This window comes from Stutzerimonas nitrititolerans (assembly GCF_003696285.1).
GTDB lineage: Bacteria > Pseudomonadota > Gammaproteobacteria > Pseudomonadales > Pseudomonadaceae > Stutzerimonas > Stutzerimonas nitrititolerans.
On the sequence record NZ_RFFL01000006.1, the window covers coordinates 255,771 to 272,311 of the forward strand.

Below are 16,541 nucleotides of genomic sequence, written 5' to 3' on the forward strand. Positions count from 1 at the left end.
ACGGTCGACCGACCAGTTTTGAGCGTTTCGCCCGGTGGCGATCACTCAGGGTTCCACCACTTGCACTACAGGGATCAGCTCGGCCCCGACCGGCGCTTTCTTGTCGCGCTTCTTGCGCTTGTTCTTCTGAATAAGCGGTGGGCACTTGTTTTCGTTGTGGTAGGTCATCTGGCAGTCCAGGCAGTAATGGCATTCGTTGTGGTTGATATGCCCGTCCGGATGAATCGCCTGCACTTCGCATTCGTTGGCACAGATCTGACAGGGGTTGCCGCATTCCTTGCGCCGCTTGAGCCAGTCGAACAGCCGGAAGCGTCCGGTGATCGCCAGCCCCGCGCCCAGCGGGCAGACGTAGCGGCAATAGACCTTGCGGGTGAAGATGTTGATTACCAGCAGGAATACCGCGTAGGCGACGAACCACCACTGGCGGTCGAACTTCAGCGTGATGGCGGTCTTGAAGGGTTCGATCTCGGCGGCCTTCTCGGCCATCATCATGGATTCCAGCGAGATGCCGAACAGCACCAGCAGCACGATGTACTTGATGGCCCAGAGCCGCTCGTGAACGCCGAAGGGCAGGTCGTACTGGGGAATCTTCAGCTTGCGCGCGGCCTCGTTGATCAGCTCCTGCAGGGCGCCGAAGGGGCACAGCCAGCCGCAGAACACGCCACGCCCCCACAGCAGGATGCTGGCGGCGGTGAATACCCAGAGAATGAAGATCACCGGATCGGTCAGGAACAGCTCCCAGCGGAAGTCCTGCACCAGCGCATGGACGAAGGTCAGCACGTTGACCACCGACAGTTGCCCCAGGGCATACCAGCCGATGAACACCACGGTGAAGACCAGGTAGCCATGGCGCAGCCGCTTGAGGAAGTTGGGATGCTGGGTGAACTTGTCCTGCAGGAAGAGGATGACCGTCAGCAGCGCCAGCGCGACCAGGATCACCCCCACCTGGAAGCTCTTCTGGTACCAGATGTTGACCCACAGCGGCCGGTTGGCTTCCTCGATGGCGGCCAGCTCTTCGGCGGTCAGCGGCACCCGCTCGATGTACTCCTCGGGCATCACGTAGGGCATCTCGAAGCTGGTGAAGATGCTCTCCACCGGGCCGACCTGGCGACGCACCAGAAGCTCGAGGTTCCAGGGCGAGCCCGGATCGAAGCGATACTGCTCGCGGGCAGTGAAGATCGCCATCTCGAAGAATTCCGGCATGCCTTCGGCATACACGTCGGATAGACGGATGAAGTCCAGGTCGCGGAAGCTGATGGTGTCGCCGAACTGGCGCAGCTGCACCCGATCGAAGATGCCGCCACGCACGTAACCCGAGCCCTTGAATGAGTATTCGCCGTTGGCCAGCACCGCGAAGGCATGCTCGCCCGGCTTGAGGTTCGCCATCAGATCGGCGTACTGGCGCTCGCCCAGCAGGTTGCGGCCGATGGTCGGCGGGTTCAGGTGCGTGGCGTAGAGATCGATGAAGGTTTCGTCGCGCTGTTCCGCCGCGGCAACGTCGACACCCTCGGCCTCGGTGCCCTTGAAGGCATCGTCGACCTGGCCACGGGTCAGGTGCATGCGGCGGATGGCGCCATTGCCCACCAGCTCGGTCCAGCTGGTCGGCTGGAAGACGTCCTCGCGCACCAGCGCCGGCTTGGGTCGCGCGGTGGCCCCCGCCTCGACCAGCCCCAGATCCACCGCCACGGTGTGGGCCGCACGCATGACGATCTCGTTGATCACCATCACGGTCACGGTGGCGCCGGTAACGGCGTCGACCGTGACCGCGCTCTTGTCGCTGGAACGACCGACTACCACGCGCTGGTCGACGTGGATGCCGCTGTAGTTGGCGTTGAAGTCGTGAACCTTCTGCTCGGGAATACCGATGAGCACGATGGGTTCGTGGTGCTCGAGCATGTAGGCATCGACGATGACGCCCTTGGGGTCGAGCAGGATCTGCATGTTGATCGGCTTGCCGGAGTAGGCCGGCATGTCCGTGACGTTGATGCTCTGGAAGGCGTACCCGTAGATCGTGCCCACCCCGTCCGCAAGGGTGCGCACCTGGTACTCGCCCTCGGGCTCGGAAATTTCGGTGACTTTCGGGAAAAGCAACTCGATGCGTTGCTGCTCTGCTTCGTACTCTTTTGCCTGTGCCACGGATACACAGAACATCAAAGCCAGGAGGATCGTAAAGCCAGCTACCCAGCGGCGCGAGGTGCCAACGACTGCAAAACCTAGGGGTTTCATGGATTTACCTTACTTCCACTGCTGGATGTAGTCGCCATGTTAGGGATGGCGCCCCAAGCCATCCTTGACGCTGATCAACCTCACGTCCTTGGGAGCTGTTTCATTGCGCCAAGTCAATGCCGTGCCGCTTAGTCACGTGAGACTCAGCCTAGACGATATCCTCTGCACTGTCTCCCGGCCGAAGCGGCGCCGCCTGGGGAGCCGCCCGCATCACCGTCGTTCACTTCCGTCCAGGCGGCGTCAGGTAGGCCGCGGTTGCACCTCGATTCGCTTCGCTGGCCTTGATCTCCATGCGCGCGATGCTGCGCAGATGGACCTCGTCGGGACCATCAGCAAAACGCAGCGCGCGGCCGCCGGTCCACATGTCGGCCAATGGCGTATCCGGTGTCAGACCCATGGCGCCGTACGCCTGCATGGCCCGGTCGACCACCCGTGTATGCATGCGCGGCACCAACGCCTTGATCATGGCGATCTCCTTGCGGGCTGCCTTCGCTCCCACTTCGTCGATCATCCAGGCGGTCTTCAGTACCAGCAGGCGCGCCTGCTCGATCTCGATACGCGATTCGGCGATCCGGTCTGCGATGTTGGAATACTGCTGCAGGTAGCGGCCGAACGCCTTGCGCTCCTGGCAGCGCTCGATCATCAATTCCAGCGCCAGCTCTGCCATGCCGATCGAACGCATGCAATGGTGGATGCGCCCCGGCCCGAGGCGCGCCTGCGCCATCATGAAGCCCTCGCCCTCCCGGCCCAACAGGTTGCCAAGCGGAACCCGCACGTTGCGCAGCACCAGCTCGCTGTGGCCCTCGGGAGCGATGTGGTTCATCACCGGGATGTTGCGCACCAGCTCGACACCAGGCGTATCGAAGGGCACCAGGATCATGCTCTGCTGGTGGTGCGTGTCGGCTTGCGGATCGGTCTTGCCCATCACGATCAGCAGCCGGCAGTCGGGGTGCGAGGCGTTGGTGATGAACCACTTGCGCCCGTTGATCACGTACTCGTCGCCGTCGCGGCGGATCAGCGTCTGGATGTTGGTGGCATCCGAGGACGGCACGTCCGGCTCGGTCATGGCGAACGCCGAGCGAATCTCGCCTTCGAGCAACGGCTTGAGCCAGCGCTCGCGTTGCTCTGGCGTGGCGAACAGGTGCAGCAGCTCCATGTTGCCGGTATCCGGCGCGTTGCAGTTGAACACCTCGGACGCCCAGTGCACGCGCCCCATGATTTCCGCCAGCGGCGCGTATTCGAGGTTGCTCAAGCCCGTGCCGGGCTCATCCGCCTGCAGGGAGGGCAGGAACAGGTTCCACAGCCCCTCCGAGCGGGCGAGTGCCTTCAGGTCCGCCATGAAGGGCACCGGAAAGTGCCCCTGCCCCACCTCCTGGTGCCACAGGCCGATGCGCGGCACGATGTGATCGTCCATGAAGGCGCGCAGTTGCATGCGCAGCGCTTCCACGCGTGGGCTATAGGCAAAATTCATGCGGTAACCTCTCGAAATGCAATGCGATAGCCTGACCATAGCCCTCCGCATGCAGAATGCGAACGACGCTAAGGACGCTGAATCGGGCCTGATCAGCCCGGCAAAAGCTGCGCCGACATTGACCGAAGTCATCGCCTGCCGTTACGAATTGGCCTAACGGCCCGTGTGACTGGTTCGGTTCGACAATTGCATGCATTCGAATCTGAGCCGAGCAACCGCAGGCCAAAAGGCGAGGCACCTTGGCCCCGGGAAGCAGGTCAATGTCTTCTACGCCATGCGCCCCCGACCACCCAGAAGGATTTCGATGTGCTGATACGTGACGCCCAGGATGCCGATCTCGAAGGCATCCTGCATATCTACAACGACGCCGTGCAGAACAGCACGGCGATCTGGAACGACTCACCGGTCGACCTGGCGAACCGCCGTGCCTGGCTTGCCGAACGCCAGGAACAGGGCAACCCGGTCCTCGTGGCGCTGGACGATGATGGCCAGGTGGTCGGCTATGCCAGCTACGGCCCCTGGCGGCCACACGAAGGCTACCGTCATACCGTCGAGCATTCGGTGTATGTACGCGAGGGCCAGCGCGGCGGCGGCGTCGGCCGCAGCCTGATGCGCGAACTGATCCAGCGCGCCCGTAGCGCCGGCCGACATGTGATGGTCGGCGCGATCGAAAGCGAGAATCGCGCCTCGATCCATATGCACCAGCAGCTCGGCTTCACCCACGTCGGCCAGATGCGTCAGGTGGGCTGCAAATTCGGCCGCTGGCTGGACCTGACACTGGTGCAGTTGATGCTTCACTCGGAGCGCAGAAACCCATGAAGCTCGCAGAAGACTTGGCCGCACGGGCGGTTAATCCAAGCTGAAACATGGGCGCCAGAAGAGCACTTCACAACGGATCTATGTCCTTATCGAAGAATCTTCTTCCAGAAAGTGCACCGCGTCGCAAACATGACGCGGCGACGGCTCACCAGCGGAATAACCCAAGCCTGGTCACAGAACTTGCAGAACCCAGCGATAAAAACTAAAGCGCCTCACAGTTTCTTGTAAGCCATGACTCACAACAATACTGGAGATATTAGCGACCATCAGATTAATTCAATAAAGCTCGAATAAAATCGGTTATGCCCTCGTCGCAAGCCAATCCCCGCACCTGCAAAGTGCTTCACATTCTTCATATTGCCCACCTGCCAGCAGCGGGCTAGGATGCGCCCCTCAAAAGGAATTGCGCAACTTATTGCGCATTGAACGTGCGCAGGAAGTTGCGCAGCCGGTAATTCGAAGCAGGCCGAATCGTTTCGAATTCCGAATTATCGTTGAGTCATGGAATGACCTACTCTCACAAACTTGCCACTCATTATCTGCAAGTAGCACAGCTACCTATTGATGAAGTGTCGTTCTCCGGCAGTGATATTCGCTATTGCAGCGACTATGAACTACTGGAAAACGAACTGGGCAAGGCCACGGCCCTGCATGAGACAGCAGGCACCGATTGGGAAAAGGTAGGCGAAGTCAGCGAAGCGCTTCTGCGCACCCAGTCGAAGGACTTGCGTATCGCCGCATGGCTCACCTGGAGTCTCTATCAGCGTGAATCCTTCGTCGGCCTCCAGGCGGGGCTGGGCATGCTTCGCTACCTCTGCAGCGAACGCTGGGAAACCCTATTCCCGCAAAAATCCCGCACCCGCATAGCGGCCTTTACCTGGCTCATACCGCGCATGGAGCAGGCAGTGGCCGAGCATGTACCGATCGGCGAGCAGCTGGGGCTGTTCACCCGGATGGCTGAAGACCTGCGCGCGCTGGATGCCTGCCTGAGGGAGCATCTGGGTGAAGAAAGCGCACCTCTGCTGCTGCCGCTCGGCCGGCGCCTGGAAGAGATGGTCAAGCGGGCCAGCCAGGGGCAACCACAACCGGGGCCCATCGAGAACGCCATCGCCCAGGTCAAGCAGGTCTTCAACACCTCGCCTACCGTCGAAAACGAAAAGGACGCGCACAAGCAGTTGCGCGCCTTGCAGGACCAGGCACGCCCGCTGTGCAGCTGGTGGCTCAAGCAGAAAACCACCGACATCAAGCCGCTGCGCCTGACGCGCACCCTGCTCTGGCTACCGATCGACAGCCTGCCGGAGCGCAATGCCGAACAGATCACCGCCTTGCGCGGCATCCCGGCCGACAAGCTGGCCAGCTACCGGGAACGCTTCTCCCAGGGGCTATATGCCGATCTGCTGGTGGATCTGGAAGCCAGCACCGCCCGCGCGCCCTTCTGGCTGGACGGCCAGCGCCTTGCCTGGGAGTGCCTGCAGGAACTGAACGCCGACCTGGCGATGCGTGAACTCGAGATCCAGCTCGCGCTGTTTCTGAAACGCCTGCCCGGACTCGACGAATTGCGCTTTCACGACGGAACCCCGTTCGCCGATGCCGAAACCCGCGCCTGGATCAGCGCTCAGGTGTTGCCGACCCTGGATCCGGCGCCGGCAGCCAGCGAACGAGACAGTATCCCAAACGGCGCCACGCCGCCCTGGGAAGAGGCCCTGCAGAACGTACTGCCGCAACTGCGCAAGGACGGACTCAAGCCCGCCGTGCAGCAACTCAAGAAAGGACTCGCCACTGCGCGAGGCGGCCGCGAGCGTTTTTTCTGGCAACTCACCCTGGCCCGGCTCTGCTACCAGGCCAAAAAATACGAGCTGGCGAAGACCCAGCTGGAAACCCTCGACCAGACCCTCAAGGCCACTGGCCTTGCCGACTGGGAACCCGATCTCGCCCTGGAAATTCTGCGTCTGCTGCACAGCTGTTGCGAGCTGCTGCCGCAAAACCATGCCACGCGTGAAAGCAAGGATGAGATCTACCGCAGGCTGTGCCACCTCGACCTCGAAGTGGTGCTGGATTAACCGCAAAGGAGAACACCCATGGCCAAAGAAGGCTCAGTAGCACCCAAGGAACGCATCAACGTCACCTTCAAGCCCGCCACCGGTAATGCCCAGGAAGAAATCGAACTGCCATTGAAGCTGATGGTACTGGGCGATTTCACCCAGCGCGCCGACGATCGCAAGATCGAAGAGCGCAAGCCCATTTCCATCGACAAGAACAGTTTCGATGAAGTCCTGGCCAAGCAGGAGCTGAGCCTGACCCTGGGCGTACCCAATCGCCTGAACGACGAAGCCGTCGACGAAGACCTGGCCGTTCAGCTGAAAATCAACTCGATGAAGGACTTCAACCCCGCCAGCCTGGTCGAGCAGGTGCCGGAACTGAAGAAGCTGATGGAATTGCGCGACGCGCTGGTCGCACTCAAGGGCCCGCTGGGCAACGCGCCCGCCTTCCGCAAGGCCATCGAGAGCGTGCTTTCCGACGACGACTCGCGTGAACGCGTACTCGGCGAGCTGGGCCTCGCCGCCAAGAACAAGCTGGACGCCTGACCCCACAAAAGGAATTGATCCATGACTACAACCGCAGCCGCCGTCGAAACCGGCAACTTCGCCGAAGCCGGCATCCTCGACCGCATCATCGCCGAAACCCGCCTGACCCCGGATGACGAGGCCTACGACATCGCCAAGCGCGGCGTATCGGCCTTCATCGAGGAACTGCTCAAACCGCAGAATGAAAACGAGCCGGTGAAGAAGGCGATGGTCGATCGAATGATCGCCGAGATCGACGCCAAGCTCAGCCGGCAGATGGACGAGATTCTCCACCACCCCGAGTTCCAGGCGCTGGAATCCTCCTGGCGCGGCCTCAAACTGCTGGTGGACCGCACCAATTTCCGCGAGAACATCAAGCTGGAGATCCTCAACGCCTCCAAGCAGGACCTGCTGGAAGACTTCGAGGACAGCCCGGAGATCGTCCAGTCCGGCCTCTACAAGCACATCTATACCGCCGAGTATGGCCAGTTCGGCGGCCAGCCGGTAGGCGCCCTGATCGCCAACTATTTCTTTGACCCGAGCGCACCCGACGTCAAGACCCTGCAGTATGTGGCCAGCGTCGCCAGCATGTCCCACGCGCCCTTCGTCGCGGCAGCCGGGCCGAAATTCTTCGGCCTGGAAAGCTTCACCGGGCTGCCTGACCTGAAGGATCTCAAGGATCACTTCGAAGGCCCGCAATTCGCCAAGTGGCAGAGCTTCCGCGAGCAGGAAGATGCCCGCTACGTGGGTCTCACCGTTCCGCGCTTCCTGCTGCGCAACCCCTATGACCCCGAAGACAACCCGGTCAAAAGCTTCGTCTACAAGGAAAACGTCGCCAACAGCCACGAGCATTATCTCTGGGGCAACACCGCCTATACCTTCGCCAGCCGCCTGACCGACAGCTTCGCCAAGTTCCGCTGGTGTCCGAACATCATCGGCCCGCAGAGCGGTGGCGCGGTGGAAGACCTGCCGCTGCATCATTTCGAAAGCATGGGCGAGATCGAGACCAAGATTCCAACCGAGGTCCTGGTCTCCGACCGCCGCGAATACGAGCTGGCCGAAGAAGGCTTCATCGCCCTGACCATGCGCAAGGGCAGCGACAACGCCGCATTCTTCTCCGCCAATTCGGCGCAGAAGCCGAAGTTCTTCGGCAACAGCGAGGAAGGCAAGACCGCCGAACTGAACTACAAGCTCGGCACCCAGCTGCCCTACCTGTTCATCGTCAACCGCCTGGCACACTACCTGAAGGTGCTGCAGCGCGAGCAGATCGGCGCCTGGAAGGAGCGCACCGACCTGGAGCTGGAGCTGAACAAGTGGATTCGCCAGTTCGTTGCCGACCAGGAGAACCCCAGCGCCGAAGTGCGCAGCCGTCGCCCGTTGCGCGCCGCCCAGGTCAACGTCAGCGACGTGGAAGGCGAGCCGGGCTGGTACCGAGTCAGCCTGAGCGTCCGGCCGCACTTCAAGTACATGGGTGCCGACTTCACCCTGTCGCTGGTCGGCAAGCTGGATAAAGAGTGAACAGGAGCTGAGCCTTGAACGGATACGGCAGCCTTTTCGAACGCCTCGCCGGCGATGCCGGCCTGCGCGCGGGCTGGAGTCACGAGATCGCGGCGATGGACTCGGTGGCCACCCATCTGTCCAAGATGCTCAGCACCCGGGCGGGCAGCGTGCAGACGCTGCCCGACTACGGGTTACCCGATTTGAACGACATGCGCCTGTCGCTGCACGACTCGTTGCAACAGGCGCGTGTCGCCATCGAACGCTTCATCGAAGCCTACGAACCACGCTTGAGTCAGGTCCGGGTAGTTTCCCTGCCCCGTGACCACGACCTGCTTCGCCTCGCCTTCGCCATCGAAGGCCTGCTGGAAGTCGATGGAATCAAGCGCAAGGTCAGCTTCTCCGCCAGCCTGGATGGCAGCGGGCAAGTGAAGGTTCAAGGCAACGGCTAAATCATGGATGACCGGGAAATGATGCGCCCAGGAAAGAAATATCTGCTTGTCAGCCTTTTGCTGCCCGTACTGCTATCGGCCAATCCCGCCCATGCGGAAGGTTGCATCGGCGGCGGCTGTGCTTTTGGCAGCGACAACCCATTCATCGTGACCGCCGCATTATCAGCCTTGACCCTGTATGCCGCGGTGAGCTCCTTTTCGATCATCACAGACACATCAAAGGAAAACAGTCGTCGCTATTCGCAACTGGTCCACGACGACGCGGCGTACTTCGTCGCCAGCAGTGGCGAGCGGCGTGGCGCCTATTTTGAAAACGCACTCAGAGCCTATCGACTCGAATCACGCACACAGACGTCGCCCGTAAGCGACCTGGCGTTCGCCCAGCTCGTCCTGGCATCTCCCACACAGGACTGAAGCCGTCATGTCTTTCAACCATTACTACCAGAGCGAACTCACCGCCCTGCGCGAGCTCGGCAAGCGGTTCGCCGAGCGCAACCCGGCCCTGGCGCCCTTTCTGGGCCAGAGCGGACGGGATCCGGATGTCGAGCGGCTATTGGAAGGCTTCGCCTTTCTCACAGGACGCCTGCGGCAGAAACTCGACGACGAACTGCCGGAGCTGACCCACTCGCTGATGCATCTGCTGTGGCCGAACTACATGCGCCCGCTGCCGGCATTCAGCATGCTGCAGTTCGATCCGCTGAAGCGACCGGGACCGGCGCTGACGGTGGCGCGCAACACCCCTGTCGAGTCCCGGCCAGTACAGGGCGTGGCTTGCAGGTTCCGCACCGCCTACGAAACGGAAGTGCTGCCACTGGCGCTGCAAGCGCTGGAATACTCGGTCAAGGGTAACGGCGCGCTGCTCAGCCTGCATCTTCGGATGAGCGCCGATGGGCATATCGGCGAAGTGGGGCTCAAGCGCTTGCGTCTGCATCTGGCAGGCGAGCCCTACATCAGCCAGTTGCTGTACCTGGGCCTGCTACGGCATCTCGGCGGTATCGAAGTGGTGATACTGGATGATCAGGGCAAGCCGCTGCTGGGAGCGGACGAGCAACCTCTGCCCCCCCTGCAACTGAACACCAAGCAGGTCGAGCCGGTAGGCTTCGCCGAAGACCAGGCGTTGATTCCGTACCCGCTCAACACCTTTCGCGGCTATCGCTACCTGCAGGAATATTTCGTCTTCCCCGAGAAGTTCCTGTTCGTCGACATCAAGGGGCTCGAGATTCTTGCACGTCTACCGGAAGAACAGCTCAAGCAGGCGCGCGGCCTGGAGCTGCGCTTCGATATTCAGAAAGCCGGTGCTCAACGTATCCGCCCCACGCTGGATAACGTGCGGCTGTACTGCACGCCGGTGGTCAACCTGTTTCAGCACGACGCCACACCGATTCGCCTCGACGGTCGGCAGGACCAGTACCTGTTGCGCCCCGCCGAGTTCGTGCCCCAGCAATGCGGTGTCTTTTCGGTGGATCGCGTGACCGGCTGGAAACCCGGCGGTCTGGGCTACGAGGAATACGTGCACTTCGAATCCTTCGAGCACGATCCCAGCTTCGACGTGCCGCTGTCGCGCCCGCACTACAGTATCCGCCAGCAACCTTCGCTGCTGGGCGAGAGCCAGGACACCTACCTGAGTTTCGGCCTGCGCGATCACAGCCAGCACGAAACGCTGTCGGTCGAGCTGACCTGCACCAACCAGAACCTGCCGCGCCAACTCAAGCCCGGTGATATCTGCATGTCCAGCGAGGACACGCCGGAGTTCCTCACCTTCCGCAACATCAGCGCGGTCACGCCCAGCTACGCGCCTCCACTGGAGCAGGATTTCCTTTGGAAGCTGATCAGCAACATGTCGCTGAACTACCTGTCGCTGGCCAACGTCGAGGCGCTCAAGGTCATTCTCGAAACCTATGACCTGCCGCGCCACTACGACAAGCACGCCGAAAGCGTCAGTCGCCGCCGGCTTGGCGGGCTGAAGGGCATCGCCCACGAGCATGTCGATCGCCTGTACCGCGGCCTGCCGGTGCGCGGTGTGAGAACCGACCTGGCCATGGATCTGGAGAGCTTCATCGGCGAAGGCGACCTGTTCCTCTTCGCCTCGGTGCTCAATGAATTTTTCGCCCTGTACGCCAGCCTCAATTCGTATCACGAACTGCGCGTACGGAGCACACAGGGAGAGGTGTATCAATGGACGCCGCGCATGGGTCAACAACCGTTGCTCTGAATCCGTTGCGCCGCGGCATTCGCGAGTACAGCCTGTTCCAGGGCGTGCTACTGGTGCTGGATAGGCTGCGCAAGGCACATCCGGAACTGGATGACGAATCGCTGTACGAACGTCTGGAGTTCGAGGCCAACCCGAGCCTGGGCTTTCCCGGCAGCGATATCGATCAGGTGCAGTTCTTCGAGGAGCAGGGCGAGCTGCGCGCGCGTCTGCGGGTCAATCTGATCGGATTGTTCGGCTCTTCCTCGCCGCTGCCGGCATTCTATGGCGAGCAGGCTCTGGGTGACGGCGAGGATGGCAATCCGACACGCGCCTTCCTCGATCTGTTCAACAACCGACTGCAGCGTCTGATGCTTCCGATCTGGCAGAAGTATCGCTATCGCGCACGCTTTACCAGCGGCGCGCGCGATCCTTTCTCCTCGCAGTTGTTCGCGCTGATCGGCCTGCGTGGCGAAACCATCCGCGGCGCCAGTGAGCTGAACTGGAAGCGTCTGCTGCCCTACCTCGGGCTGCTCAGCCTGCGAGCCCATTCGGCGGCGCTGATCGAGTCGGTGCTGCGCTACTACTTCAAGCACGCCGAACTCCATATCGAGCAATGCCTGGAACGACGCGTCGAGATTCTGCAGGAGCAGCGCAACCGGCTGGGCATGGCCAACAGCGAGCTGGGCGAAAGCTTGGTGCTGGGCGAGCAGGTGCGCGATCGAGGCGGCAAGTTCCGCATCCACATCCTCCAGCTCAGTTGGGATCGCTTTCACGAATTCCTGCCGATCGGCAACGGCTACCAGCCACTCTGCGCGCTGGTGCGCTTCACCCTGCGCGACCCGCTCGACTACGACCTGCGCCTGCAACTGCGCGCCGATGACATTCGCGAGCTGCGCATCGGCTCGGACAATACCTGCCGCCTCGGCTGGACCAGCTGGCTCGGGCGCGAACGCGCCGATGGCCTGGTCACGCTGGGAACGGCCCGCACTCAACAAGGATAGCGAGATGATCAACGTCGATTTGCAACAGCTGGTACAGGCGCTGGATGTCGAAACCCGCCGTGACCTGGAAACCGCAGCCGAGCGCTGCGTCGTACGAGGGGGCAGCAAGGTGCTGGTGGAGGACCTGCTGCTCGGCCTGCTGGAGCGCGGCGATGGTCTGCTGGTGCGGGCCTTGCAGAATGCAGCTGTCGATGCGGGCGAACTGGCCCAGGCGCTGCAGCCTCGTGGCGAGAATAGCGAATCGCGCAACCCGGTATTTTCCAGCGAGCTGGTGCAATGGCTGCAGGACGCCCTGCTGGCAGCGAGCCTCGAGCTCGGCCAAAGCCACGTGGACCAGGCGGCGCTGATTCTGGCGTTGCTGCGCAATCCCCTGCGCTATGCCGGCAGCCATTACCAGCCACTGTTAGCGAAACTCAATGCCGAACGCCTGCGCGAATTCGCTCTGGCCCAACAGCCACAACAAGCTGGCCAGCCGGCCGCACCGGGCGATACCAACCTCCAGCGCTTCACCCACAACTTCACCCAGCAAGCCCGCGACGGCAAGCTTGACCCGGTACTCTGCCGCGATGCGGCGATCCGCCAGATGATCGACATCCTCGCCCGCCGGCGCAAGAACAACCCCATCGTGGTCGGCGAGGCAGGTGTCGGCAAGACCGCCATCGTCGAAGGGCTGGCACTGCGCATCGCCCATGGCGAGGTGCCCGATGCGTTGAAGGGCGTCGAACTGCTGTGCCTCGACCTCGGCCTGCTGCAAGCAGGTGCCAGCGTCAAGGGCGAGTTCGAGCGTCGTCTTCAGGGCGTGATCGATGAAGTAAAGAACTCGCCGAAACCCATCATCCTTTTCATCGACGAAGCCCATACCCTGATCGGCGCTGGCGGCCAGGCCGGCAGCGGAGATGCCGCCAACCTGCTCAAGCCGGCTCTCGCACGTGGCGAGCTCCGTACCATCGCCGCAACGACCTGGAGCGAGTACAAGAAATACTTCGAGAAAGACCCTGCGCTGGCGCGGCGCTTTCAGCCCGTGCAACTGCATGAACCGAGCGTCGACGAAGCCGTCACCATCCTCCGCGGTCTGGCGCCGGTCTATGAAAAGAGTCACGGCATCTATCTGCGCGATGACGCGGTGGTCGCCGCGGCCGAGCTGTCCGCACGCTATCTGGCAGGACGCCAGTTGCCGGACAAAGCCGTGGACGTGCTTGATACAGCCTGCGCACGGGTGCGCATCAGCCTCGCGGCCGCGCCCGAGATATTGGAACGTCTGAGAAACGAAATCGCCGAGGGCGAACGCCAGCATAAGGCGCTGGAGCGCGACCAGGAGGCCGGGCTGCCAATCGACACGCAGAATCTGGATCGCCTCTACGCTCGTCTGGCCAAAGCACAAACCGAACTGGAGCAGATCGAAACACGCTGGACCGAGCAACGTGAACTGGCCGAGCGAATGCTCGAGCTGCGCAGACAGTGCGCAGCCGCACGCGTGGACGACGAACGGGTGACGTGCCTGGAAGAACTCGAAGCCGATCTGCGAGCGCTCCAGGCACGGCTGGCTGCAGCGCAGGCACAGGAACGGCTGGTTAGCCACGAAGTCTGCCCCCGCCTGGTCGCCGAGGTGATCAGTCACTGGACCGGTGTGCCGCTGTCGCAGCTGGCGCGCGAGCACAACAGCAAGGTGATCACCTTCGCCAACGATCTCGGCAACCGCGTTCGCGGACAGAAGCAGGCGGTCGAAGCGCTCGACCGGGCCATGCGCGCCACGGCTGCCGGCCTGAACAAACCCGACGCGCCGGTAGGCGTCTTCCTGCTGGTCGGCCCCAGCGGCGTCGGCAAGACGGAAACCGCGCTGGCACTGGCGGACCTGCTGTATGGCGGCGAGCGCTTCCTGACCACCATCAACATGTCCGAATTCCAGGAAAAGCACAGCGTTTCACGACTGATCGGCGCCCCACCGGGCTATGTCGGCTATGGCGAAGGCGGCATGCTCACCGAAGCCGTGCGCCAGAAACCCTATTCCGTGATCCTGCTGGATGAAGTCGAAAAAGCCGACCCGGAAGTGATGAATGTCTTCTATCAGGTCTTCGACAAGGGCGTGGCCAACGATGGCGAAGGTCGCGTGATCAATTTCCGCAACACGCTGATCCTGATGACGTCGAATCTCGCCAGCGATCGCATCGAGAGCCTGTGTGCCGATGGCCAGCGACCCGAGGTGAGCACGCTCGAGCAAGCCATTCGCCCGAAATTGACCCAGCATTTCAAACCAGCATTGCTGGCACGCATGCGCGTGGTGCCGTACTACCCGGTCAATGGCGAGGTGCTGAACGAACTGGTGGCGCTGAAGCTCGCGCGTTTTGGCGAACGCCTGGCTCGACGCCAGTTGCAATTCAGTTACTCGCAGGCACTGCTCGAGCACCTCTCTCAACGTTGCGACAACGGTAACAGCGGCGCCCGCCTGATTGATCAGCTGATCGACCAGCACCTGCAGCCACTGGTAGTGGATCGTCTGCTCGATGCCATGGCCGGTGGCGAACCCCTGCAGCGGGTACATGCGACACTCGATGGCGAAGGAGCTGTGATCTGTGAGTTCGCTTGAGCAGCCCGGAATGCTTCCCTCGCTTCGCCATGCCGAATTCCTGCTCGAGCGCTATGCCGATCTGGCACGCGCCATCAACGCGGAAAGCCTGCTCGGCAGGCTGGTGGAAACCGCCGCACGCCTGAGCGATTGTCGGCTGAGCCAGATCTATCTGCTCGATGCCACCCACACGCGCCTGATGCTCGCAGCCGAATGGTGCGACGGCTTGCTGCAGCCACGGGAGGCAGCGAGCCTGTCCAGCGATTACGATGGCGAGCAGCTGCTGCAGTACTGCCTGTGCCAAAACCGAACGCTATGCCTTGCCGAGCTCGACACCAGTCTGCATGCGTCGGGCTTCCTGCCCAATATCCAGGAAACCTGGCGTAGTCTGCTCTGCCAGCCCCTGCAGGACGAGCACCAACGCGTCGTCGGCCTTCTGCTCGTCGCTCATACACAGTCAAAGGACCTTCAGGGTTTGAGCGCCTCGCTGGCGCAACTGGGCACCTTCGGGATCGCCCAGCTGCACTTGTTGCAGCGGTTGCATACGAGCGGTAAGGAACTATCGGTAATGCCAAGCAGCCCCTGTGCCAGCGGATATGGCCTGATCGGCGATAGCCTGCACATGCGCGCGGTGTATCAACTGATCGGCAAAGTCCTGCATAGCCCGGTCAGCGTGTTGCTGACCGGGGAAACCGGCACCGGCAAGGACCTGGTTGCACGGGCCATCCATGACTGCGGCTATCGGCGCAGCAAGGCCTTCGTCGTGCAGAACTGCGCGGCGCTCCCTGAGCACCTGCTGGAAAGCGAGCTGTTTGGTTACCGCAAGGGCGCGTTCACCGGAGCCGAGCAGGACCGCACCGGCCTTCTCGACGCAGCGGATGGCGGCACACTTTTCCTCGACGAGATCGGCGACATGCCCTTGTTGCTGCAAGCCAAGCTGCTGCGTGTCTTGCAGGAGGGAGAAGTACGCCCGCTGGGCTCAACCAAGACTCATAAGGTCGACGTGCGCATTATCGCCGCCACTCACCGCAACCTGCGCGCACAAGTTGAAGATGGACGATTTCGTGAGGACCTCTTCTACCGCCTCTCGAATTTCCCCATCGAGCTGCCGGCCCTGCGCGAGCGTGGCGAAGATATCTTGCGTCTGGCCCGCCATTTCGCCGACAAAGGCTGTGCCTTTCTCCAACGCGACCTCTGTCGCTGGTCGGACGCGGCACTGGAGCTTCTCGCCAGCTACGCGTTTCCCGGCAATGTGCGCGAACTGAAGGCCATGGTCGAGCGCGCCGTCCTGCTCTGTGAAGGCGGCGAGCTGTTGCCGGAACACTTCAACTTTCGCGTCGAAACGGGCCTCGATAGCAGTATGAATCTGCGTGAACGCATGGAGCGCGTCGAGCGAAGCCTGTTGATGGACTGCTTGCGCAAGAATGGAGGCAACCAGAGCCAAGCCGCACGCGAACTTGGCCTGCCCCGTCGGACCCTGCTCTACCGCATGGAACGCCTGAACATCAGCCCGGCGGATCTATAGGCGACGACACTGCCTGCTCCGGCCGGTGGAGTTTCTATCGCTTCCAGACTTCGCTGGTGCGCCTCGAACAGCGCTTTCGATACAGCCACCCACTCCCACGGTTAGTTAGGTCTCCTGCGCCGAGCCGCAGGGCCTGGCGATCGCCGGGAACGCTCTCCAATCAGCCCTGGGCCGTGAAGAAATGCATGGTGTGCTTCCGCTTTTTCTTCCACGCAAAGACAAACCCCCGACC

General features: G+C 62.0%; 12 protein-coding genes. 10 read left to right on the forward strand and 2 right to left on the reverse strand.

The annotated features are described in order from the left end of the window. Window positions 1-45: 45 nt before the first annotated feature. Together nosR and EA795_RS10065 are read right to left on the reverse strand one after the other, a co-directional pair. On the reverse strand, window positions 46-2,226 hold the full coding sequence (gene nosR / locus EA795_RS10060; protein WP_058077811.1) for a transcriptional regulator NosR: 2,181 nt from the start codon (window positions 2,224-2,226) through the stop codon (window positions 46-48). 220 nt (window positions 2,227-2,446) lie between these two features. Next, complete coding sequence (locus EA795_RS10065; protein ID WP_058075129.1) at window positions 2,447-3,697, reverse strand: acyl-CoA dehydrogenase family protein; 1,251 nt, start codon at window positions 3,695-3,697, stop codon at window positions 2,447-2,449. Between the two features lie 306 nt (window positions 3,698-4,003). Between EA795_RS10065 and EA795_RS10070 the strand changes: the two genes are divergently transcribed. From EA795_RS10070 to EA795_RS10115, 10 genes are all read left to right on the forward strand, one after another. Continuing rightward, a complete protein-coding gene (locus EA795_RS10070; protein WP_115027433.1) occupies window positions 4,004-4,516 on the forward strand; it encodes a GNAT family N-acetyltransferase in 513 nt (170 codons plus the stop codon). Between the two features lie 506 nt (window positions 4,517-5,022). Then, window positions 5,023-6,576, forward strand: coding sequence for a type VI secretion system protein TssA (gene tssA, locus EA795_RS10075; RefSeq protein WP_122076973.1), 1,554 nt, complete (start codon window positions 5,023-5,025; stop codon window positions 6,574-6,576). A gap of 18 nt (window positions 6,577-6,594) precedes the next feature. Continuing rightward, the gene (gene tssB / locus EA795_RS10080; protein ID WP_014851508.1) at window positions 6,595-7,101 is read left to right on the forward strand and encodes a type VI secretion system contractile sheath small subunit; all 507 of its coding nucleotides are present in this window, start codon (window positions 6,595-6,597) and stop codon (window positions 7,099-7,101) included. 21 nt (window positions 7,102-7,122) lie between these two features. Next, a complete protein-coding gene (tssC, locus tag EA795_RS10085) occupies window positions 7,123-8,598 on the forward strand; it encodes a type VI secretion system contractile sheath large subunit (protein WP_058075132.1) in 1,476 nt (491 codons plus the stop codon). A gap of 14 nt (window positions 8,599-8,612) precedes the next feature. Further along, window positions 8,613-9,029, forward strand: coding sequence for a type VI secretion system baseplate subunit TssE (tssE, locus tag EA795_RS10090; protein WP_014851506.1), 417 nt, complete (start codon window positions 8,613-8,615; stop codon window positions 9,027-9,029). A 3-nt stretch (window positions 9,030-9,032) separates the two neighbouring features. Then, window positions 9,033-9,443: a DUF2388 domain-containing protein gene (locus tag EA795_RS10095; RefSeq protein WP_014851505.1), complete on the forward strand. Its 411-nt coding sequence runs from the start codon at window positions 9,033-9,035 to the stop codon at window positions 9,441-9,443. 7 nt (window positions 9,444-9,450) lie between these two features. Beyond that, window positions 9,451-11,241: a type VI secretion system baseplate subunit TssF gene (gene tssF, locus EA795_RS10100; protein ID WP_122076976.1), complete on the forward strand. Its 1,791-nt coding sequence runs from the start codon at window positions 9,451-9,453 to the stop codon at window positions 11,239-11,241. After that, entirely contained in the window at window positions 11,205-12,221 is a 1,017-nt protein-coding gene (gene tssG, locus EA795_RS10105; RefSeq protein WP_065982991.1) for a type VI secretion system baseplate subunit TssG, read from the forward strand. Before tssF ends, tssG begins: the two co-directional genes overlap by 37 nt. Before the next feature lie 4 nt (window positions 12,222-12,225). Further along, entirely contained in the window at window positions 12,226-14,805 is a 2,580-nt protein-coding gene (gene tssH / locus EA795_RS10110) for a type VI secretion system ATPase TssH (protein WP_122076978.1), read from the forward strand. A gap of 10 nt (window positions 14,806-14,815) precedes the next feature. Continuing rightward, window positions 14,816-16,309, forward strand: coding sequence for a sigma-54 interaction domain-containing protein (locus EA795_RS10115; protein WP_014851501.1), 1,494 nt, complete (start codon window positions 14,816-14,818; stop codon window positions 16,307-16,309). Window positions 16,310-16,541: the final 232 nt, after the last annotated feature.

What these genes read in the sequence shown, in the direction of transcription:
- EA795_RS10065 (WP_058075129.1), bottom strand. Translation starts at nt 3,697, where the DNA reads ATGAATTTTGCCTATAGCCCACGCGTGGAAGCGCTGCGCATGCAACTG.
- EA795_RS10115 (WP_014851501.1), top strand. Translation starts at nt 14,816, where the DNA reads ATGCTTCCCTCGCTTCGCCATGCCGAATTCCTGCTCGAGCGCTATGCC.
- tssB (WP_014851508.1), top strand. Translation starts at nt 6,595, where the DNA reads ATGGCCAAAGAAGGCTCAGTAGCACCCAAGGAACGCATCAACGTCACC.
- tssG (WP_065982991.1), top strand. Translation starts at nt 11,205, where the DNA reads ATGGACGCCGCGCATGGGTCAACAACCGTTGCTCTGAATCCGTTGCGC.
- tssC (WP_058075132.1), top strand. Translation starts at nt 7,123, where the DNA reads ATGACTACAACCGCAGCCGCCGTCGAAACCGGCAACTTCGCCGAAGCC.
- tssA (WP_122076973.1), top strand. Translation starts at nt 5,023, where the DNA reads ATGACCTACTCTCACAAACTTGCCACTCATTATCTGCAAGTAGCACAG.
- tssF (WP_122076976.1), top strand. Translation starts at nt 9,451, where the DNA reads ATGTCTTTCAACCATTACTACCAGAGCGAACTCACCGCCCTGCGCGAG.
- EA795_RS10095 (WP_014851505.1), top strand. Translation starts at nt 9,033, where the DNA reads ATGGATGACCGGGAAATGATGCGCCCAGGAAAGAAATATCTGCTTGTC.
- tssH (WP_122076978.1), top strand. Translation starts at nt 12,226, where the DNA reads ATGATCAACGTCGATTTGCAACAGCTGGTACAGGCGCTGGATGTCGAA.
- nosR (WP_058077811.1), bottom strand. Translation starts at nt 2,226, where the DNA reads ATGAAACCCCTAGGTTTTGCAGTCGTTGGCACCTCGCGCCGCTGGGTA.